Raw genomic sequence first — 17,922 nt, forward strand, 5'->3', positions numbered from 1 at the left:
TTTCTTTGCAGCGGCAAAGAAAGTTACCCCCGCCCCGGGGAGGGGCAGTGCTAGCAGACCGACGCGAACACAGGAAGTCCATAGAAGCGCTGGCAAACACAAGCAACCCACGCGAAGGACGAGAGCGAAGACCCCCGCCCCGGGGAGGGGCAGTGCCAATAGACCGACGCGAATACAGGAAGTCCATCGAAGCGCAAAGCCAACGAAATAGATCCCTCAGAAAAAGCCCCTTTTCACCGCCCAGAAACCGCCGGCTGCCTGACCGGCGCCCCCAACGCTCGGAGCGTCTCCTTCACCGTCCCGATCCGCACAGCCAGATCCGGACTCCTCGTCTCGATCCGCAACTTGTCCTGCCCCGCCAGCTTGATGTGCTTGTGCTTCTGCACCATCTCGATGATCTTCATCCCATCAACCGGAGGATTCGGCACGAACTGCAACGAAATGGCCTGCTCCCCAGCATCGATCTTGGAGATGCCCAACGGCTTGGCGGCAAGCCTCAACCGATGCGTCTCCACCAGCGCATGCGCCTGCGGCGGCAACTTGCCAAAGCGGTCCACCAGCTCCTCGAGAATCCCGTCGATCGCATCGCTCGATTCGCAGTTGGCCAGCCGCTTGTACAGCGACAGACGCTCCTGCACATCGCCGCAATAATCCGCAGGAAGAATGGCCGGCGCATGCAGATTGATCTCCGTCGTCGCGGCAAGCGGCGCATTCAGATCCGGCTCGCGCCCATCCTTCAGCGCCCGCACGGCGTCGTTCAGCATGTCGGTGTAAAGCTGAAAGCCAATCTCGTGAATCTCGCCCGACTGCTTGTCGCCCAGCACCTCACCCGTGCCGCGAATCTCCAGGTCATGCATCGCGAGATAGAAGCCCGAACCGAGTTCCTCCATCTGCTGGATCGCCTCCAGCCGGCGCTGCGCCTGCTTCGTCAGCGACTGCGGATCATGCACCAGCAAATACGCATACGCCTGGTGATGCGAACGCCCGACCCGCCCACGCAACTGATGCAACTGCGCCAGACCGAACTTGTCCGCCCGATGCATGAGAATCGTGTTCGCACTCGGCACATCGATGCCAGTCTCGATGATCGTCGTGCACAACAGCACATTCGCACGCTGACCGACAAAGTCACGCATCACGCGTTCGAGTTCGCGCTCATGCATTTGTCCATGCGCCACCGCAATGCGCGCCTCAGGCACCAGCGCCTCCAGCATCGCGCGGCGATTCTCGATGGTCTCCACCTCGTTGTGCAGGAAGTACACCTGGCCGCCGCGCTTCAGTTCGCGCAGCATCGCCTCGCGTATCACGCCGTCTTCCTCGCGACGCACGAAGGTCTTGATGGCCAGACGCTTCTGCGGCGCCGTCGCAATCACCGAGAAATCGCGCAAGCCTTCCAGCGCCATGCCGAGCGTACGCGGGATCGGCGTGGCGGTCAGCGTGAGCACGTCCACCTCGGCGCGCAATGCCTTCAACCCTTCCTTCTGACGCACGCCAAAACGATGCTCTTCGTCGATGATCACCAGCCCCAGCCGTTTGAACTTCACGTCGCCGGACAAGAGCTTGTGCGTGCCGATGACGATATCCACCGAGCCATCGTTGATCTGCTGCACGGCCGTCGAGACTTCCTTGCCCGTCTTGAAGCGCGACAGCTCCGCGATGCGCACCGGCCAGTCCGCGAAGCGATCGGTGAAGGTCTGCGTATGCTGCTCGGCAAGCAGCGTCGTCGGCGAGAGAATCGCCACCTGCTTGCCCGCCATCACCGCGATGAACGCGGCCCGCAACGCCACCTCCGTCTTGCCGAAGCCGACGTCGCCGCACACGAGACGGTCCATCGGCTTGCCGCTCGTCATGTCGCCGATGACCGCGGCAATCGCCGCCGCCTGATCGGGCGTTTCCTCGAAGCCGAAGCTCTCCGCGAACTTCGTGTAGTCGCGCGGCTCCAGCTTGAACGCGTAGCCCTCTCGCGCGGCACGGCGTGCATAGAGGTTGAGCAGTTCGGCGGCGGTATCGCGGATCTGCTGGGCCGCCTTGCGCTTGGCCTTTTCCCATTGTCCCGAACCCAGCTGATGCAGCGGCGCGCTCTCCGGATCCGCGCCGCTATAGCGCGAAATCACATGCAGTTGCGACACCGGCACGTACAGCTTCGCCTCGTTCTGATACTCGAGATGCAGGAACTCGGTTTCGCCCTCGCCGAGATCCATCGACACCAATCCCATGTAGCGGCCAATACCGTGCTGCGCATGCACGACCGGATCGCCCACCTTCAGTTCGGCAAGGTCGCGCACCATCGAATCGACATTGCTCGCCTGTTCCTGACGGCGCCGTCCGGGCCGGCGCGCCAGCGGTCCGTAGAGTTCGGTCTCCGTGATGATCGCGAGCTTCTCGGACGGCAGCGAAAAACCGTTCGCCAGCGGCGCGATGCCGAGCGTGAACTTGCCGTCGCTCGTCAGCCACTCGTGGAAGGTGTCGTGCATCTCGCCGCGCAGGTGATTCTCGGCGAGCAACTGCTGGATGGTCTCGCGCCGTCCCGCCGATTCCGCCACCAGCATCACGCGATTCTCCGTCTGCTCCAGGTAATGGCGCAGCGCGAGCAGGGGCTCGTCGGCGTGGCGGTCGAGCGCGAGCCCCGGCAAGGGCGCGGCCCAGCCGCCTTCGGGCACGGCCGGGAACTTGAGCTGCGCGAACGGCTTCGCGAAGGTGAAGAAGTCGTCGTCCGCCAGGAACAGGCGGCGCGGTTCAAGCAGCGGCCGCTCGCGATCGTGCGACAGGAAGGCGTGGCGCTGCTTGGTGTCGTGCGTGAAACGCTTGATGGCCGCATCCAGGTCGCCGACGAAAGCCAGTTGCGAGCCTTCGGGCAGATAGTGGAAGAGCGTCGCGGTGTCGTCGAAGAACAGCGGCAAGTAGTATTCGATGCCCGCCGACGGCACGCCGTTGCCCATGTCCTTGTAGATCTGCGAGCGGCTCGGATCCCCCTCGAACACTTCCCGCCAACGGCTGCGAAAGGCCGTGCGCGCGGCTTCGTCGAAGGGAAACTCGCGGCCCGGCAGCAGGCGCACGTCCTTCACCGGATAGAGGCTGCGTTGCGTGTCGGGATCGAACGCGCGGATCGAATCCACCTGGTCGTCGAACAAATCGAGCCGGTAGGGCAGCGGCGAACCCATCGGGTAGAGATCGATCAGCGAACCGCGCACACAGTATTCGCCCGGCCGCACGACCTGGCTCACATGTTCGTAGCCCGCCAGCGTCAGCTGTGCCTTGAGCTTCGCTTCGTCGAGGCGCTCGCCCTGCTTGAACGAGAACGTATAGGCCGCCAGGAACGACGCCGGCGGCATCCGGTACAGCGCCGTGGTCGCCGGCACGATCAGGATGTCGCAGCGGCCTTCGCCGAGATCATGCAGCGTCGCCAGACGCTCCGACACCAGGTCCTGATGTGGGGAAAAGGTGTCGTACGGAAGCGTTTCCCAGTCGGGCAGCAGCCGCACGCGGGCATCGGGCGCGAAGTAAGGAATTTCGGCCGCGAGACGCTGGGCATCGACCGCGCTGGCCGTGACGATCGTCAGCAACGGCACGCTGTCGCGATACGCCGCGTGATAGCGGGCGAGGGCGAGGGCGTCGGACGAAACGGTCGCGCCGGAGAAGACGAAACGCTGACCAGGCTTGACTAGGGCAATGGGAGAACTGGACTGCGCGGTGACGGCTTTGGAAGGCATAGGGTGTGCATGGAGCCGTCCGGCAGGCCGTTCGAAGGAGCGAACTGGCGTGCGCCGGACGTGGTCGCGATGGACCTATTATAAAATCCGGGCTTCGACTTTGACTTGGCCACGTTAAACCACGTTACCCGCCCGTGACTTCGCGCCTCTTCTCACTGATTCCCTGCGCCGGCACCGGCAGCCGTTCCGGCGCGCCGATGCCGAAGCAATACCAGACCGTCGCAGGCCGCCCGATGCTCGCCTACACGCTCGCGGCATTCGACGCATGTTCCGAATTCTCGCAGACCCTGGTCGTGCTTGCACCGGACGACCCGCACTTCGACGCGCGCCGCTTCGCCGGCCTGCGCTTCGTGGTGGCGCGCTGCGGCGGCCCTTCGCGGCAGGCCTCGGTGTACAACGGTCTGCTCGCGCTCGCCGGCTTCGGCGCGCGCGACGACGACTGGGTGCTCGTGCATGACGCCGCGCGCCCCGGCATCACGCCGGAGATGATCCGCAAGCTCGTCGCGGAACTGCGCGACGACGCAGTGGGCGGCATTCTCGCGCTGCCGGTCGCGGACACGCTCAAGCGCGTCGCACCGAACATGCCCGACGTGCCCAGCAACGACGTCCATGATGTACGGATCGCCCGCACGGAATCGCGCGACGGCCTCTGGCAAGCGCAGACGCCGCAGATGTTCCGCGTCGGCATGCTGCGCGAGGCGATCGAACGTGCGCGTCACGACGGCCACGACCTGACCGACGAAGCCAGCGCCATCGAATGGCTCGGCCACTCGCCGAAGCTAGTTCAGGGCAGCCTGCGCAACTTCAAGGTGACGTATCCGGAAGACTTCGCGCTCGCCGGCGCGATGCTCGCCGCGCACGCCTGAAGCTCGTCCACCTCTCACTCAACCAAGGTTTGCATCGATGGATTTCAGAATCGGACAGGGCTACGACGTCCACCAGCTCGTCGAGGGCCGCCCGCTCATCATCGGCGGCGTGACGGTGCCTTACGAACGCGGCCTGCTCGGCCACTCGGACGCGGACGTCCTGCTGCACGCCATCACCGACGCGCTGTTCGGCGCGGCGTCGCTCGGCGATATCGGCCGGCATTTTCCGGATACCGCGACCGAATTCGCCGGCGCCGACAGCCGCGTGCTGTTGCGAGAAGCGATGCACCGCGTGACAGACGCCGGTTTCGCGATCGTCAATGTGGACAGCACCGTGATCGCCCAGGCGCCGAAGCTCGCGCCGCATATCGAGGCCATGCGCGCGAACATCGCCGACGACCTCGACCTGCCGCTCGACCGCGTCAACGTCAAGGCCAAGACCAACGAGAAGCTCGGCTACCTCGGCCGCAAGGAAGGCATCGAGGCGCAGGCGGCCGTGCTGCTGCGCAGGACGTCCATCGACGCTTGACGCGTTTTATAGGCGACAGGCGAGCGGCGCGCGCTCAGAGCGTCGCGCCGCCGGCCGGGCGCTCGCAGGCACACAGCTCGCCGGTTTGCAGCGCGTCGAGCACGCGCAGTACTTCCTCGGGGCTGCGGCCTACGTTCAGGTTATTGACCGACACGTGCTGGATGATGTTGTCGGGATCGACGATGAAGGTCGCGCGCAACGCCACGCCCGCTTCCTTGTCGCGGATGCCCAGCTGATCGATCAGTTCGCCCTTCACGTCGCCGAAGGCATAGTGATTGAGCTTGCTCAGTTCCCGGTGCTCACGGCGCCAGGCCAGCTTGACGAACTCGTTGTCGACGCTGCCGCCCATCAGCACCGCGTCACGATCCTCGAAGTCCCGTGCAATGCGCGCGAACTCGATGATCTCCGTCGGGCACACGAAGCCGAAATCGCGCGGGTAGAAGTAGATGATCTTCCACTTGCCCGGAAAGGATTGCTCCGTGATGTCCTCGAAGGCAAACTGGCCGTTTTCCTCGTAATGGTTGAAGCCCGGCTTCGCCGCGGTGACGGTGAAAGCCTCGACTTTGTCGCCGACGGTCTTCATGCAGAGACTCCTGAGGAAGAAATAGAACGCGTTCGAATCAGACACCCATGACGTCGCCGGGTTTCAAGCCGCGATTCAGCCTTCGAAGCGCGCGCCGCCCTTCATCGACGGGAAATCGATCGTCACCTCGAAGCCCGCCAGCGGCGCGCGGTTGCGCAGGCGCAGCGTGCCACGCTGCCGCGTGACGAGGCGCTGCACGATCGCCATGCCGAGGCCCGTGCCGTTCGCCTGGGTGCGGGCGGTATCGACGCGATAGAACGGACGCGTGATCAGCGCGACCTGGTCGTCGGGGATGCCGCGGCCTTCGTCCATCACCGAGAGCTCCACCTTGCCGTGCGACACCCGCGTCTGCAGCGTGATGCGGGCGATGTCGTCGTGCTCGCTGCGGCCGTACTTGCGCGCGTTCTCCAGCAGGTTGCCGACGACGCGGCGCGCATCGGTCGGATCGCCCTCGATCACCGCGCCGGGCGCGAGATCGGTGCGCATCACGACGCCTTCGTCGGCGTGGAAACGTGCGGCCAGTTCGCTGGCGATCATCGAGAGATCGACGGCTTCAGGCATGCGCTGCATCGGCCGCGCGTAGTCCAGGAAGCGGCCGATGATCATGTCCATCTGCTCGATGTCGTCGATCATCGCGAGCTTGGTGGCCTCGTCCGACGGACTCATTTCGGTTTCGAGCCGCAGCCGCGCGAGCGGCGTGCGCAAGTCGTGCGAAATGCCCGCGAGCATCAGTGCGCGGTCCGCCTCGAGTTGTTCGAGGTCCTGCACCATCTGGTTGAAGCTGCGGTTGGTCTCGGCGGCAACGCCCATGCCGCGCTCCGGCAAGGGTTCCGGCGACTGTCCCGAACCGAGCTTGCGCGCAGCCAGCGCCAGCCGCGCGAACGGCCGGTTCACGAGGCTTGTAATGAAAGCCGCGCCGAACAGCGACAGCGCCAGCGCGAACACGCCCCAGCCGGCCCATTGCAGGCCGGTGACGGTGTCGAGCTGGTCGCGGTCGAGTGCGACCCAGTAATCGTCGTCATCGATCTTGAAGCTGATCCACACGCCGGGAATCTCGTTCACCGACTGGGCGATGATCGTGTCGTTGCCGAGCCGGCCGCGCACGTCGCGCTCGATCAGCCGGTTGAGCGACTCGTCGGGCTGGAGCTTGTACTTGTCGGTGGTTTCGCGCGGATAGACGCGCACACCCTCGTTGCTCTCCAGATCCTGCAACAGCGCGCGGCGCAGGTCGGGATCGGAATAGAGCAGGGCGGTGCGCGTCAGCTTGACAACCGCGACGAGCTGCAGCGCCACGCGCTGCGCGCGCGGCTCGCGTTCGATCACGCGAAAGCTCTGGAACCATGCGGTCAGGCTGACCGCGATGAGCAGCGCGATCAGCGCGAAGGTACGCCAGAACAGGCCGCCGAACGCGAGCGCCAGTAGCCGCCTGTCGATGCGCATGGGTCTGTCGGGTTCAGCTCGGGTAAGGGAAGAAAGCGTGACCAAACTCGCTCAAGCTCAAGAAGCTTAGAAACACTCAGGCCGCGCCGTCGGGAATGAACACGTAGCCCAGGCCCCACACCGTCTGAATGAAGCGCGGACTGCTCGGATCGGGCTCGATCAGCTTGCGCAGACGCGAGATCTGTACGTCGAGACTGCGGTCGAACACTTCGTATTCACGGCCGCGTGCGAGCTCCATCAGCTTTTCGCGCGACAGCGGCTGGCGCGGATGACGCGCGAAGACTTTCAGCACCGAGAATTCGCCGGTGGTCAGCGGAATTTCCTGGCCGTTCTTCGTGAGCGTACGCGTTGCGAGGTTCAGCGCGAATTCGCCGAACTCGAACACCTCGGTGGTTTCCGACGGCGCGCCCGGCAGTTCGGACGGCGTCTGGCGACGCAGCACCGCATGAATGCGCGCCACGAGTTCGCGCGGGTTGAACGGCTTCGGCAAATAATCGTCGGCGCCCATTTCCAGCCCGACGATACGATCCACATCTTCGCCCTTCGCGGTCAGCATGATGATGGGCGTGCGGTCATTGCTGCCGCGCAGACGACGACAGATGGAAAGGCCGTCTTCGCCGGGGAGCATCAGGTCGAGCACCAGCAGGTCGAAACGCTCGCGCACCCAGAGCTTGTTCATGGCCGGGGCGTTTTCCGCGACGTACACGTTGAAGCCTTGCTCGCCGAGGTAACGGCGCAAGAGGTCACGCAGGCGCGGGTCGTCGTCGACTACGAGAATTTTTGAAGGGTTCTTGGTTTCCATGGCGGCATCTTAGCGCGATTAGTCAAACGTCGAGTTTGTAACAAAAGCGAGTGTAACAGTTGGTTACAAAATTTACGGGGCCTGTGGCACGGCCTAAGGGTTTGGGCCGTACACTGCGTTACCTGAGCCCGCCATTCGGTAGATACTCCATTAGACCAGCGCGTCGTGCGGCCCGACCAGCCATGGCAGGACGTGCATGAAAAGACTGAGGCTGTCCGGTTGTCGAGCAACGAAGGGAACAATATGAAGGGAGCGCGGCAACGCGGACCCGTGCGCGCCGAGCGCATTTTCAGAAAGACACTTCTTGCCAGTGCGCTCTATGCAGTACTGAGCACGCCTCACGCCCATGCGCAGAACGCCGGTTTCGCGCTCGACGGCAACCGTTCCGACCGTTTCGACAGCAACGTCACCACATCACCCAAACGTTTCGATGGCCGCATGATTCGCGCACAGCAGCGCGTGAACAAGCGCGGGTCCGGTGCGACCAGTGCGCATGACAGCCAGGCGCCCGCGATGCAACCCATCCAGCAGGTCGATCAGGCGCCGCCCGCGCGCCCGCCGCGCCATACCGTGATGACCGCCGACGAGCGCCGTCTCTTGCGGCAGCACATCGAAGAAGCGGTGCGCGATCTGTACAAGCGCTAGGCGCCCACGCCGATGAACCGACGCCAGTTTCTCTGCACGGCCGGCGCGTTCGCGGGATGGTCGGGCGGCGTCGCATGCCGGCCGCTTGCAGGAGCTTCCACATTCGATCGCGCGCTGGTGCTCGTCGACCTGAATGGCGGCAACGATGGCGTGAATACCGTCATCCCGATCGGCGATCCGCTGTACCGTGCGCTGCGGCCGACGCTCGCCGTACCGGAAGAGCAGGTCTTGACGCTCGATGCACGCACGGGTTTGCATCCGTCGCTTTTACCCTTGCTCGGGGCCTGGCGTGGACAGGAACTGGCGATCGTGCAGGGCGTCGGTCATGACGCGTGCAACCGCTCGCATTTCCGCTCACGGCAGATCTGGGACACGGCCTCCGACCCGCATGAATACCGCGACGACAGCTGGTTTGCAAACGCGGGCGTGCCGCTTGCCCGAAGCTCGCCCGCCGGCTCGTTCGCTGCTTCATGCGAGGACGCCGCGCGCTCGATCGCGCAACGCGAAGCGGCCGTGGCGCGCATCGCGCTGCACGGCTTCGACACGCACGAGAGCCAAGCGTCGCGGCATGCGGCGCTGCTGGGGCAACTGGCGAAGGGGCTGATGGTGCTGCGAGCGCAGTTGATCGCATCCGGCGACTGGCATCGGACGCTCGTCATGACGAGCTCGGATTTCGGACGGTCGGTGCGTGAGAATGCGGCCGGCGGCACGGATCACGGCGCCGCCGCGGCGCATTTCCTGATGGGCGGCAACGTGCGCGGCGGCCTGTGGGGCGCGGCGCCGCGCCTCGATGCACTCGAAGCCGATGAGGGCATACCCGTGACCCTCGACTTCAGGCAACTGCACGCCACGGCGTGCGCGCATCTGGGCGTCGTGCCGTCGTCATCGGTGGAACGCTTCGCGCCGCTGCCGCTATTGCGCGCCTAGTGCAGTCAACGCGTGCGCCACGTGATCCACAGCTTGCGGATCGGCGTGAGTGAAATGCGTTGATGCAGCACCTTGAAGTCTTCCCGCTCGATTTCATCGAACAAGGCATAAGCGAGCGCCGCCTCGGCGCGCAGCACGCGCTGCGTGGCGCGTTCGGCGGGCGGCAGGGCGGCGAGGGCCGTGTCGAGCGTCTGGCGGGCGCGCGTCGTCTGGAAGCGCATCAGCTCGGCGAAAGCGTCGCCATATTTGCGGTTGATGATGTCCGCCGCCGTCACGTTGAAGCGCTGCAATTCATCGATCGGAATGTAGATGCGGCCATGACGCGCGTCGTCGCCGATGTTCTGCACGCGTTCGGCCAGTTGCAGCGCCGCGCCGAGCGGAGCGGCCCACGCGGCGGTCTGTTGCGGCTCGCGCGCGGTCACACGGGCGATCGCCGTGGCGAACGCGCCGCCGGTCTGGTCGAGATAGCGCCGCAAGCCGGGCCAGTCGAGATAGCGCGCCTGATCCAGATCCATGCCGAAGCCGTCGACGACCGTCGCCAGCAACCCGCGCCCGGCCTCGTCGAGCACGGCATGCCGGGCGTCGCCTGCGTGCGCCTGCAGCGCCTTGGTGACGGGATGGGTCGGCGTGCCTTCGTCGAGCCGGCCGAGTTCGCTTTGCCACCAGGCGTGCTTGGTGCGGCCGATGGTCGGATCGCTGGTTTCCTTGACCGTTTCCTCCAGCTCGCGCCGCAGCGCGAACAGGGCGGTCAGGAGCGGCTGCACGGCGGCGGGGGCGCGGCGCAAGGCGTAATACGTGCCGGAGCCTTCGGGTGCGGCTTTCTGCTGGCAGTAGTCGTCGAAATTCACGAACTTGATGTGTGGGGAGGCAAGGGTGGGCGGGGCGATATCCGCCGACGCATGGGCGCCCATTTTATCCGCCCCGCGATGCCTTTGCCGCCGCTTGCAGGCGAACGCCGCTGGCTCCGGATGTGCGGCGCACCACTGACGCCGCCCACGCCCGGCGCAACACTGCCGCAATCCGTCCGAGTATGACGTTCCATTGCAGTGCGCGCAGTCGGGAGGCGCCCATGGCCCTGAGCAAATCCGAGAACAAGCAATTCGGCGATCGATGCCTGCCGTTCCTCGTCAAGAGCGTGGCGACGGATCTAGGCTTCGACTTCCGTGTGTGTCCGCGCCAGATGCATGTGTCGCCGACGGTGGGTCTGCACATCACGGCGAATCGCAAGACCGATGCCACGCTGTCCTATCCGCTCAATGTCTTCGTGTTCTGGCAGCCCTCGGGCGTGCGGCAGTTCCTGTCGCACGTGGATCGGCCGATCGCGGCGGCGCGCGCGAGCGAATTGTTGCCGAACGAGATCCGGCGGGTGATGAATCAGTCCGGAGTGGACTTCGCGGGCCGCTCGCAGGAGAAGGGCGAGGTGATGATGGTCGAACTCGGCGATATCAGCGTCTAGCGAATGATTCGGGATGCTTCGCGATCGCGATCGCGAGCTTGCGCGAGACGTGGACGGGATCTGTCCGAGCGGAATCGAGTCGACGAAAAAAACCCGCGTCAGCCGGAACCGGCGCGGGTTTGTTTCAGGTCCGGGCGAGAGAAACGGGTCTGACGGGTTTCCGGCCGCCTGTACTGCATGAGAATACGGCAGGCTGATATTCGGCCCGATGCGGCGCAGACCCCGACCATGACTCGATCATTGCCAGCGCGGCCACCCACGGTCTCAGTCGCGCCGGCGCGCCAGATCATCAGCGCGGAAGCTGACTCGCGCACAAACCAAAAAGCCACCTTCCCGGTGGCTTTTTTTGTGCTGTCGCATTGCTGTCTTTCGAATGGCAAAACAGCGCGAATGCAGGCAAATCAAAGATCGCCTGGCTTATCCAGGCTCTTGATTCAGAGAGGGATGGGTGGTGCGAGGAGCGGGACTCGAACCCGCACGAAACCTCGAAGCCACGAGGCTGAGCGGCCGTATGCTGGCGTGATGCTGTCATTTGTAGATTCTATCGAAGCCACCGAATGTCGGATAACGTCGATCTGCAGGTCGAACAAATTGGTGCGTCCCTGATAAGTCGAGAACAGGAATCGAGCCATTTAGCTTGATGCCGGGGGTTCATCCCGAAATCCGTCCGCGGAGAAGGCTTGCTGCGACCCCATAGCCCTTCGTTCCTATCGTCGAGCAATCGACTGTAAGTCCGTGTCGGCCGTCACTTCAATCGACGCTACCTGTTCCGCTTCACGATGCAAGGTGCGTGGGGAAGGCGCGCGACGAAGCAATCCCACCCCGGCGTAAGCACATCGCCCATTCGTATGGAAGAGACGTTTCTTATTGCTCGACGAACAGCCGCCAGCTTGGGTATTCGACGAAGAAACTCTCATCGATCGCTACTGAATAACTGATTGGAGATTCAAGGTTCGTTGCCTGCACTGGATCGCCGGTCTGAACTAACTGCGGGTCGGTGCCTGTGAAAGCGGCCCATGCGCTTATGTCTTCGACAAAAGACGGCACGTGTTCAGTGGGGACAAGGAACTTGATCGACTGCATGCGACCTCCACTACGTGAGCGTTTTATTGGCGACTTGAATGGCGTTACGCCTCAGTTTCCCATCCCGACTTACCCACCTTAGGCCCATTACTCTTCGACAGCCTGTCCCGACCCAGTAGTCTGCCCGGTCCATTTGGCAACTCTCTCTTCAGGAGGTGGGTTGTGCTTCCCACACGTGAAATTTTCGGTAGTGAGGTACCCGTCGCGACAAAGCAGAGACGCCGCCGCCGCTGCGCGAACCGACAGATCGATGTTTGAATTTGCCATGAGCGCAGTAAGAAATGCTCGGTTCGAATTCAGGTGAAGATGCTTCAATAAAGGCACTTGTGACGTGAACATTTTCCACCTCAAGCATAAAGACGCTGCCTTTTGCCGTCTGATCGACCATGTGTTACGGCGTCGCGAAGCGCGTCCGAGAACGCGGGAGATCGTCATTTAGCAAATTCCATACGCGGCAGCGGTTGTTATGGTCGAGTCGCCTCGGCTAGCGCTAGCTGCGTAAAAACAATAGCACTAGGAAAACGGCTGGAAGGCCTAGCGCAGCAATCCCAACGCCGACGATGATCAGAACGTCGTACACCTGCGTCCGACCTTCAAACTCCCGCTGGCGGTTAAGGACTGTAGCCTCCATCATATTTTCGTAGTTTAGCGATGCCGGTTTCGGGCGGCGGCGTCGGCGGTAACGAGAGCGGGTAGGCATTTTGGCGTAGCCTTCGCGAGGCGGTGATAGTCGGCATTCACCAGCAAGTTTCGTACGACCTTTAGACGTGGGTCTGCTCGCATCGGTCGAGCCCCAAAATTCCTCAATTGCTCCTGGCGTCCTCTAACCGTACAGGTTCAACGACAAAAGCTCACGAGTGGATAAATCCCTTTTAAATCATAGGATTAGCGCAGACAGTTCGGCCGCACACGGAAGAACGCGTTTTTCGTTGTCGAAACCCTCGAACGAGCGCAGAATGCTTGAAAATATTGGTTTTACCCCATACTCAGAGTGAGGGGCAACGTGCCGGCGTACGACGACGATTATCACGATTTGTTCCGAAAAGACATTGAAGATCAGATGCTTAGGCATCACTTCGACTCTCTGGGAGAGCTTTTTGCGCTGCTTGACGGTGTGATCGATAAGGGCCACGGGTCGAACAATCAGCCTGTCGACTACGTCTTTATTTTGGGCGGTAGCGGGCTCTACGAAGTGTGCGCACCGGCGCTCTTCGGCGTTTATGTAATTCTAGATCCGCCCGGGAGTCACGGGCGTCCGGTGTTAAAGGCCCTGTCTGCGCACCACGATCAGGGTACCGCACGCGCGATGGCTAAAAGCCGTTTGTGATGGAGGATGTTATGGGCAAGTTGAACGAACTACGTGACAACCTGATGGACAACGAGGCATTCCAAGCCGGCTACGAACAGCGTTCGAGGCTCGTGCGTTTCGGATACATGCTTCGCCAAGCGCGCGAGGCGCAAGACCTTACTCAGGCGCAACTCGCTGAGAAATTGGGCACTGGTCAGTCCGAGATCAGCAAATTGGAGAAAGGTGAGGGCGTCAACGGGCCAACGTTCGACCGAATGGTTTCTGTAGCGCACGCGCTTGGTCTTTCTTTGGTCGTCGGTTTTTTGGATGAGCAAGGCGACCGCACCTCGCAAGGTCAAGGTGCGCATAGGAAGATCGAGCTGATGGACGAGACTGATCGCTCCAGTGTTGTGGCGGCGGCGCTGAACAACGACAAACTATGGAGCGCATTTTGACCGTGGCGGCTGGCGATTATCTTGCGGAATCCTTGGTGCTCGCTAGCCTTGCACTCATCTGGTTTCCTGCGTTCAAAGCTGTCAAACTCCTACGCGCGAGCAAAAAGCTCGCGGACCTCGTCGACCAGTTGAAGTCTCCGGCATTGGCGGGCATGTCGGAGACTGCAGCTAGGGAGGCTAAGGAGGCGTCGAAGGAATTCGATCGAGCCGACTTCGCGATGTTGGCAGTGGGATTCCTGTGTGGTGCCGCTTCGTCTGTAATGAAGTTGTTTTGGTTGATACCTTCCTCACACATTCACTGAGCAGCATTCGTTATTAAGGATGTGCTCGTGAAAAGTCGCGTGACGGCTGGAGCATATTACGGGTATGAGGCGGGATCTGTCTCGAGGTTGGTCGACACAAGACGAGTCGCGCGTCGTCCGGGCGGTGCTGCATTGCCTTCACGCTCGACGAGGCGCCGCGTGCGAGCCGATTCACTCAGCGCTATGGACGTGCGCCACTCACTCGATTGCGGAGCACTTGTTGATTGTGTGGGTGGAGCAATGGATGGACGAAGGCCTGCCGACATCTCCTACTTGCCCTGACTCATTCCGCCCAGCTTCCACCCGCAGTGCTCGACGCCCATCTTCAAGTTCGCGGTCACCTGGTCGAGAAAAGGCCGCGACATCGCCATGACGTCGGCATCGCTCGGCGTCTCTGGCTTGAAGTACAGGCAGGAATTATCCACGACCCGGGTCGGTCCCGGCACTTCCTTGGCCAGTTCCGGGGTTGTCGTCGCCGGAGCCGTGGAGCAGCTTGAGAAGCTCAGCGCGAGCAGCAGCGTCGTCGAGAGCAGCTTGAGAGTTTTCCACATCGGTTCGCTCCTGCGCGGCCGTGGCCGCAGTCTTTGCCGCATCGGCGTCCGCCTGCACATCGGCAGTCTTGCGCGCGTTGAGGTTGTCTTCTGCCACCTGCTGCTTCGCCTGCGCGGCCGCCACGCCGGCCTGCGCCTGCAGCTGAGCGTCCGCCACCTTGGTCTTCCCACTCAGGTGAGTGAACAGAGCCCACGCCGCGGCGAGGCCCATGCCAATCCACGGCCCGAGCTTCATCAAGAGTTCGATCATGCGATTTCTCCGGTGATGGCCGCGACGGCCTGCGCGTGGAGCGTGGGCCACGTGTCGGGCTTCGGTTTGCCAGGGCGCCAGACGCGCTGGTACAGCGCCCACGAGCCGACGGCGTCGTCGATCTCCGGCAGCCGCTTCGGGTCGGTGAAGAGGCCGAGTCGCGCGACGCCGGCAGCGAGCACATCGTCCTTGTCGAGCGCGCCGTAGATCGCCACCGGATCGAACGCGACGCCGCGCGCCTTGCAGAGCACGCTCAGCCAGTACCGGCTCGACGGATGCAGGTAGAAGCCCCACACGCCGCCGCGGCTCGCCTGCGTGCCCTGCTCGCATTGCCAGAAGCCGCGCGCCGGGCCGCCACCCATCTGCTGCCGCGTCGCGAAGCGCGATTCCTGCAGCCCGATGCTCAGCAGCATTACGCGCGCTTCGCCGGTGTCCATCTGATACGGCAGGATCGCGAGCGCCGGCGCGATCGCCGTGCGGATGACGTCATTGAGTTCCATCGCCGCCCTCCTTCGGCACGCGCCTGACCGTGGTGTAGCGGATGGCCAAGAAGCTCAGCCCGAAGATGGTGTACGCGATCCACTGCTGAACCGTCTGCGGAAGCACCGCGCGAAGTTCCATGGGCATACCGGCCCATGCAGTCGCCAGCGCTGGGCCGAATCCGACCACTGCGGTGAAAGCAGTGCCGACGATGACGGTGCCGCGTGTATGGAGCTTCCGCCAGTTGTCGGCGAGTTCGAGACGCCAGCGGGTGAATGGGATGAGAGGCATGTGCCCTCCAGAAATGAAAAAGCCCGGCGCGCGGCCGGGCTGGTGTTGAGATTGGTGATGCGGTCAGCGGCGGTTTCCTACCCACGGCTGCGCCGGCTGCGGCGGCTGCACGGCGGTGTCCAGCTTCTTGTCGACGGCCTTCGCCGTGCTCGCGGCCTCTACAGCCTTCGCGGTCGCGACCGTGACCTTCTGCTCGACGGCTTCGGTTTTCTGTGCCGCAACGGTAGCGGCCGCAGCGGCCTGCCGGGCCTGCTTGATCAGCGCCGCCTGCCGCGCGTCGGTCAGCTTCGCGCGGTCGCCGAGGAACCGCAGCGTGTATTGCGCGACGTCGTGCGTGTCGGTGATCAGCGATCGAAGGTCGGACAGCGCCTGGACGTTCTGCTGATTCTGTTGCTGCAACTGCTGAACCTTGCCTTCGTATTCGGCCACGCAAGAATTGCGCGCCTCGGTGCGGACTTCGGGGAATCGCTTGATATAGCCGGCGCGCTCCTTGGCCCAGTCGGCACGATCAACAGACATGCCCCACTGCCCAATGAAGAAACCGCCAGCCGCGACGCCCAACAAGCCGCCTATCACGCCGAGCCCCAGCACCCACCATCGCCAATCTCGAAGCCTTGACATCAGCGTTCCTCCGACCTGTTATTTTCGAGCCGCGCGACCCGATCCTTGAGTTCCTTGACCTCCGCCTCGGCGCGTGCCGCACGCCTCTCGGCCTCGTCGGCTTGCTTCACCGCCGCCCGCATCAGCTCTTCATAGCGGTCGGCACGCTCAATGGCAGCCAGCTCACGCGCCTCGGCGCGCGCCGCGCGCTCCTCTGCCAATGTCGCGAGCTTCTCGAATCGAGCAATGGCCTCAACCTGGCCGTCTGACTCCGCCCTGACAATGCGGGCGTCGCCCTCGCTTTCGGCCTGTCGCTTGCGGTCGATCTGGCGCCACGCGCGGCCGCCAACCCAGAACGAACCCGCCCCCGTCAGCGCGGCAGCGACCGCTTTCACGCCTTCCGTCCAGAATTCCGACATCGGTACTGCCCTCGTAATCGCCGGTCATCCGGGCATAAAAAAGCCGCCCGAGGGCGGCGGCACAACCAATGCACGACGGCAAGCGTCAGTCAGGCGTCGGGAGGAAGCCCTGGATGAAAGCCGGCTGCTCGTCGTAGTAGGTCTTCCAGCGCGGGTCACTGGAATCGACCGTTCCTTGATTGGGCCAGTCCGCAGGATCCTGCGGGCAACTGAACTGAGAAATGATCTCGGTGTCGGTTTCGTCCGAGAACTGCACGTAGATGATTGTCATGGGATGTCTCTCAGAACGTGTATTTGACGACGGTGGCTTGATTCAGGAGCGTCCCGCTGCCGATCGTTGCCGTGCGGAAGATCGTCTGCTGCGCGTTGATGAGAACGGTGAACGGGTTGTAGATGAAGACGTTCGAGGCCGCGTTACTGAACGTCGCGCCGTCGATTCCCGACACGCTCGCCGCGATCGTGCCAACGATCTGAGTAGTTGCGGAAGACTGCACGAGCATGTTGCCCGTAACCGACGTAGCGTTTGGAGGAACGGCCCCAGCGATCGATAGCGCCGTCGGCGAGGCCGCTTGCGTCGACGTGTTGAGCACAGAGACGGGCGGGAAAGCGATGGAACGGTCTTTCTGAAGCCCGATACCAAATTGCTTGCTGGCGTTTGTCGGCCAAACGCTCACGAGCGCGCTCGCCGTGTATCCCGACGGCATGTTCGCACCGCCGTACACACTCGGCGCAACGCTGGAGGTCGCGTCTGTCGCGAGCAGCGCGGTCGCCCCCGTCACCGGATTGCAGATCGCATAGAGCGCGACATACCCCGACGTCGGCGCGGATCCGGTGTCCATGCCGCCCGCGCCGACTGAGCCGAGATTGATGCTCTTGCTGAAGCTGGGCAGGACGTAAGTTTGCCCATTGAGCGCCGCTCCGACGACGATCTGGTCAGCCGTGAAAGTCGCTGTCGCCGATGCCGCGGAAACGAGCATCGATGCGTTGCGCGCCGAGCCGATCACCGGCGCGTACATCTTCTGCAACGCGCTGTTGACCTGGCGGACACTCGTCTTTGAACGCACGATCCCAGCAGCCGCGAGGATGGAGCACAGTTCCTCTTGGATCATGTTCAGCCACCAGTACCGAACTCGTGTCGCGGGAGTGCCGTTCGCCGGATCGCCGCCCGTGAAATATCCTTCAGTGCCAGCCGCGTCGGGTGCCGGCATGGAACTGGATGCAGTTACGTCGTCGATGCGAAACATG

Annotated in this window: 23 protein-coding genes; 8 read left to right on the top strand and 15 right to left on the bottom strand. The window is 63.2% G+C overall.

Annotated elements, in window-relative coordinates; translation table 11 throughout:
* Nucleotides 1–233: 233 nt before the first annotated feature.
* Nucleotides 234–3,710 carry a transcription-repair coupling factor gene (mfd, locus tag QCE62_RS06730; protein WP_309915763.1) on the bottom strand — a complete coding sequence of 1,159 codons (3,477 nt, stop codon included), beginning with the start codon at nucleotides 3,708–3,710 and terminating at the stop codon, nucleotides 234–236.
* A gap of 134 nt (nucleotides 3,711–3,844) precedes the next feature.
* Here mfd and ispD point away from each other — a divergent pair, with 134 nt between their 5' ends.
* Nucleotides 3,845–4,576 (top strand): 2-C-methyl-D-erythritol 4-phosphate cytidylyltransferase, encoded by a 732-nt coding sequence (gene ispD / locus QCE62_RS06735; protein ID WP_309915767.1) that lies wholly within the window; start codon nucleotides 3,845–3,847, stop codon nucleotides 4,574–4,576.
* A 37-nt stretch (nucleotides 4,577–4,613) separates the two neighbouring features.
* Nucleotides 4,614–5,105, top strand: coding sequence for a 2-C-methyl-D-erythritol 2,4-cyclodiphosphate synthase (gene ispF / locus QCE62_RS06740; protein ID WP_309915770.1), 492 nt, complete (start codon nucleotides 4,614–4,616; stop codon nucleotides 5,103–5,105).
* Between the two features lie 34 nt (nucleotides 5,106–5,139).
* Here the strand turns inward: ispF and QCE62_RS06745 are convergent, their stop codons facing one another.
* The 3 genes from QCE62_RS06745 to ompR form a co-directional block, all read right to left on the bottom strand.
* Nucleotides 5,140–5,688 carry a peroxiredoxin gene (locus tag QCE62_RS06745; protein WP_309915773.1) on the bottom strand — a complete coding sequence of 183 codons (549 nt, stop codon included), beginning with the start codon at nucleotides 5,686–5,688 and terminating at the stop codon, nucleotides 5,140–5,142.
* A gap of 75 nt (nucleotides 5,689–5,763) precedes the next feature.
* On the bottom strand, nucleotides 5,764–7,128 hold the full coding sequence (locus QCE62_RS06750) for an ATP-binding protein (protein WP_309808219.1): 1,365 nt from the start codon (nucleotides 7,126–7,128) through the stop codon (nucleotides 5,764–5,766).
* Nucleotides 7,129–7,204: 76 nt separating this feature from the next.
* Complete coding sequence (gene ompR, locus QCE62_RS06755) at nucleotides 7,205–7,930, bottom strand: two-component system response regulator OmpR (RefSeq protein ID WP_016345257.1); 726 nt, start codon at nucleotides 7,928–7,930, stop codon at nucleotides 7,205–7,207.
* Between the two features lie 243 nt (nucleotides 7,931–8,173).
* Between ompR and QCE62_RS06760 the strand changes: the two genes are divergently transcribed.
* Both QCE62_RS06760 and QCE62_RS06765 read left to right on the top strand, forming a co-directional pair.
* Entirely contained in the window at nucleotides 8,174–8,575 is a 402-nt protein-coding gene (locus QCE62_RS06760) for a hypothetical protein (RefSeq protein WP_309915776.1), read from the top strand.
* A 12-nt stretch (nucleotides 8,576–8,587) separates the two neighbouring features.
* Nucleotides 8,588–9,502 (top strand): DUF1501 domain-containing protein, encoded by a 915-nt coding sequence (locus QCE62_RS06765; protein ID WP_309915779.1) that lies wholly within the window; start codon nucleotides 8,588–8,590, stop codon nucleotides 9,500–9,502.
* 5 nt (nucleotides 9,503–9,507) lie between these two features.
* Here the strand turns inward: QCE62_RS06765 and QCE62_RS06770 are convergent, their stop codons facing one another.
* Entirely contained in the window at nucleotides 9,508–10,350 is an 843-nt protein-coding gene (locus QCE62_RS06770) for a squalene/phytoene synthase family protein (protein WP_309919677.1), read from the bottom strand.
* A 221-nt stretch (nucleotides 10,351–10,571) separates the two neighbouring features.
* Between QCE62_RS06770 and QCE62_RS06775 the strand changes: the two genes are divergently transcribed.
* Nucleotides 10,572–10,958 carry a hypothetical protein gene (locus tag QCE62_RS06775; RefSeq protein ID WP_309915782.1) on the top strand — a complete coding sequence of 129 codons (387 nt, stop codon included), beginning with the start codon at nucleotides 10,572–10,574 and terminating at the stop codon, nucleotides 10,956–10,958.
* An 864-nt stretch (nucleotides 10,959–11,822) separates the two neighbouring features.
* Here the strand turns inward: QCE62_RS06775 and QCE62_RS06780 are convergent.
* Together QCE62_RS06780 and QCE62_RS06785 are read right to left on the bottom strand one after the other, a co-directional pair.
* Nucleotides 11,823–12,041, bottom strand: coding sequence for a hypothetical protein (locus QCE62_RS06780; RefSeq protein ID WP_309915783.1), 219 nt, complete (start codon nucleotides 12,039–12,041; stop codon nucleotides 11,823–11,825).
* Nucleotides 12,042–12,189: 148 nt separating this feature from the next.
* A complete protein-coding gene (locus QCE62_RS06785) occupies nucleotides 12,190–12,429 on the bottom strand; it encodes a hypothetical protein (RefSeq protein WP_309915785.1) in 240 nt (79 codons plus the stop codon).
* Nucleotides 12,430–13,044: 615 nt separating this feature from the next.
* On the opposite strand from QCE62_RS06785, the gene QCE62_RS06790 reads away from it, so the two are divergent.
* The 3 genes from QCE62_RS06790 to QCE62_RS06800 are packed head-to-tail and all read left to right on the top strand — an operon-like array spanning nucleotide 13,045 to nucleotide 14,086.
* Complete coding sequence (locus tag QCE62_RS06790; RefSeq protein WP_309915788.1) at nucleotides 13,045–13,368, top strand: hypothetical protein; 324 nt, start codon at nucleotides 13,045–13,047, stop codon at nucleotides 13,366–13,368.
* Between the two features lie 11 nt (nucleotides 13,369–13,379).
* Complete coding sequence (locus QCE62_RS06795) at nucleotides 13,380–13,784, top strand: helix-turn-helix transcriptional regulator (RefSeq protein WP_309915790.1); 405 nt, start codon at nucleotides 13,380–13,382, stop codon at nucleotides 13,782–13,784.
* The gene (locus QCE62_RS06800) at nucleotides 13,769–14,086 is read left to right on the top strand and encodes a hypothetical protein (protein WP_309915793.1); all 318 of its coding nucleotides are present in this window, start codon (nucleotides 13,769–13,771) and stop codon (nucleotides 14,084–14,086) included. Before QCE62_RS06795 ends, QCE62_RS06800 begins: the two co-directional genes overlap by 16 nt.
* Before the next feature lie 269 nt (nucleotides 14,087–14,355).
* Here QCE62_RS06800 and QCE62_RS06805 read toward each other — a convergent pair whose 3' ends face one another.
* The 8 genes from QCE62_RS06805 to QCE62_RS06840 form a co-directional block, all read right to left on the bottom strand.
* Nucleotides 14,356–14,511, bottom strand: a complete 156-nt coding sequence (locus tag QCE62_RS06805; protein ID WP_309915795.1) for a hypothetical protein — start codon at nucleotides 14,509–14,511, stop codon at nucleotides 14,356–14,358.
* Nucleotides 14,504–14,887, bottom strand: coding sequence for a hypothetical protein (locus tag QCE62_RS06810; protein WP_309915798.1), 384 nt, complete (start codon nucleotides 14,885–14,887; stop codon nucleotides 14,504–14,506). Before QCE62_RS06810 ends, QCE62_RS06805 begins: the two co-directional genes overlap by 8 nt.
* A complete protein-coding gene (locus QCE62_RS06815) occupies nucleotides 14,884–15,387 on the bottom strand; it encodes a hypothetical protein (RefSeq protein WP_309915800.1) in 504 nt (167 codons plus the stop codon). The genes QCE62_RS06810 and QCE62_RS06815 overlap by 4 nt, the downstream gene beginning before the upstream one ends.
* Nucleotides 15,374–15,658 (bottom strand): hypothetical protein, encoded by a 285-nt coding sequence (locus QCE62_RS06820; RefSeq protein ID WP_309915803.1) that lies wholly within the window; start codon nucleotides 15,656–15,658, stop codon nucleotides 15,374–15,376. The genes QCE62_RS06815 and QCE62_RS06820 overlap by 14 nt, the downstream gene beginning before the upstream one ends.
* 63 nt (nucleotides 15,659–15,721) lie before the next feature.
* Nucleotides 15,722–16,249: a hypothetical protein gene (locus QCE62_RS06825; RefSeq protein WP_309915805.1), complete on the bottom strand. Its 528-nt coding sequence runs from the start codon at nucleotides 16,247–16,249 to the stop codon at nucleotides 15,722–15,724.
* 29 nt (nucleotides 16,250–16,278) lie between these two features.
* Complete coding sequence (locus QCE62_RS06830) at nucleotides 16,279–16,677, bottom strand: hypothetical protein (protein WP_309915808.1); 399 nt, start codon at nucleotides 16,675–16,677, stop codon at nucleotides 16,279–16,281.
* A gap of 85 nt (nucleotides 16,678–16,762) precedes the next feature.
* Nucleotides 16,763–16,948: a hypothetical protein gene (locus QCE62_RS06835; protein WP_309915810.1), complete on the bottom strand. Its 186-nt coding sequence runs from the start codon at nucleotides 16,946–16,948 to the stop codon at nucleotides 16,763–16,765.
* A gap of 10 nt (nucleotides 16,949–16,958) precedes the next feature.
* Nucleotides 16,959–17,921, bottom strand: a complete 963-nt coding sequence (locus tag QCE62_RS06840; RefSeq protein ID WP_309915813.1) for a hypothetical protein — start codon at nucleotides 17,919–17,921, stop codon at nucleotides 16,959–16,961.
* Between the last annotated feature and the right edge of the window lies 1 nt (nucleotide 17,922).

This window comes from Caballeronia sp. LZ033, assembly GCF_031451265.1.
Taxonomy (GTDB): Bacteria; Pseudomonadota; Gammaproteobacteria; order Burkholderiales; family Burkholderiaceae; genus Caballeronia.

What these genes read in the sequence shown, in the direction of transcription:
- mfd (WP_309915763.1), bottom strand. Translation starts at nt 3,710, where the DNA reads ATGCCTTCCAAAGCCGTCACCGCGCAGTCCAGTTCTCCCATTGCCCTA.
- ispF (WP_309915770.1), top strand. Translation starts at nt 4,614, where the DNA reads ATGGATTTCAGAATCGGACAGGGCTACGACGTCCACCAGCTCGTCGAG.
- QCE62_RS06745 (WP_309915773.1), bottom strand. Translation starts at nt 5,688, where the DNA reads ATGAAGACCGTCGGCGACAAAGTCGAGGCTTTCACCGTCACCGCGGCG.
- QCE62_RS06750 (WP_309808219.1), bottom strand. Translation starts at nt 7,128, where the DNA reads ATGCGCATCGACAGGCGGCTACTGGCGCTCGCGTTCGGCGGCCTGTTC.
- ompR (WP_016345257.1), bottom strand. Translation starts at nt 7,930, where the DNA reads ATGGAAACCAAGAACCCTTCAAAAATTCTCGTAGTCGACGACGACCCG.
- QCE62_RS06760 (WP_309915776.1), top strand. Translation starts at nt 8,174, where the DNA reads ATGAAGGGAGCGCGGCAACGCGGACCCGTGCGCGCCGAGCGCATTTTC.
- QCE62_RS06765 (WP_309915779.1), top strand. Translation starts at nt 8,588, where the DNA reads ATGAACCGACGCCAGTTTCTCTGCACGGCCGGCGCGTTCGCGGGATGG.
- QCE62_RS06775 (WP_309915782.1), top strand. Translation starts at nt 10,572, where the DNA reads ATGGCCCTGAGCAAATCCGAGAACAAGCAATTCGGCGATCGATGCCTG.
- QCE62_RS06780 (WP_309915783.1), bottom strand. Translation starts at nt 12,041, where the DNA reads ATGCAGTCGATCAAGTTCCTTGTCCCCACTGAACACGTGCCGTCTTTT.
- QCE62_RS06785 (WP_309915785.1), bottom strand. Translation starts at nt 12,429, where the DNA reads ATGGTCGATCAGACGGCAAAAGGCAGCGTCTTTATGCTTGAGGTGGAA.
- QCE62_RS06795 (WP_309915790.1), top strand. Translation starts at nt 13,380, where the DNA reads ATGGGCAAGTTGAACGAACTACGTGACAACCTGATGGACAACGAGGCA.
- QCE62_RS06800 (WP_309915793.1), top strand. Translation starts at nt 13,769, where the DNA reads ATGGAGCGCATTTTGACCGTGGCGGCTGGCGATTATCTTGCGGAATCC.
- QCE62_RS06810 (WP_309915798.1), bottom strand. Translation starts at nt 14,887, where the DNA reads ATGATCGAACTCTTGATGAAGCTCGGGCCGTGGATTGGCATGGGCCTC.
- QCE62_RS06815 (WP_309915800.1), bottom strand. Translation starts at nt 15,387, where the DNA reads ATGGAACTCAATGACGTCATCCGCACGGCGATCGCGCCGGCGCTCGCG.
- QCE62_RS06820 (WP_309915803.1), bottom strand. Translation starts at nt 15,658, where the DNA reads ATGCCTCTCATCCCATTCACCCGCTGGCGTCTCGAACTCGCCGACAAC.
- QCE62_RS06830 (WP_309915808.1), bottom strand. Translation starts at nt 16,677, where the DNA reads ATGTCGGAATTCTGGACGGAAGGCGTGAAAGCGGTCGCTGCCGCGCTG.
- QCE62_RS06835 (WP_309915810.1), bottom strand. Translation starts at nt 16,948, where the DNA reads ATGACAATCATCTACGTGCAGTTCTCGGACGAAACCGACACCGAGATC.
- QCE62_RS06840 (WP_309915813.1), bottom strand. Translation starts at nt 17,921, where the DNA reads ATGTTTCGCATCGACGACGTAACTGCATCCAGTTCCATGCCGGCACCC.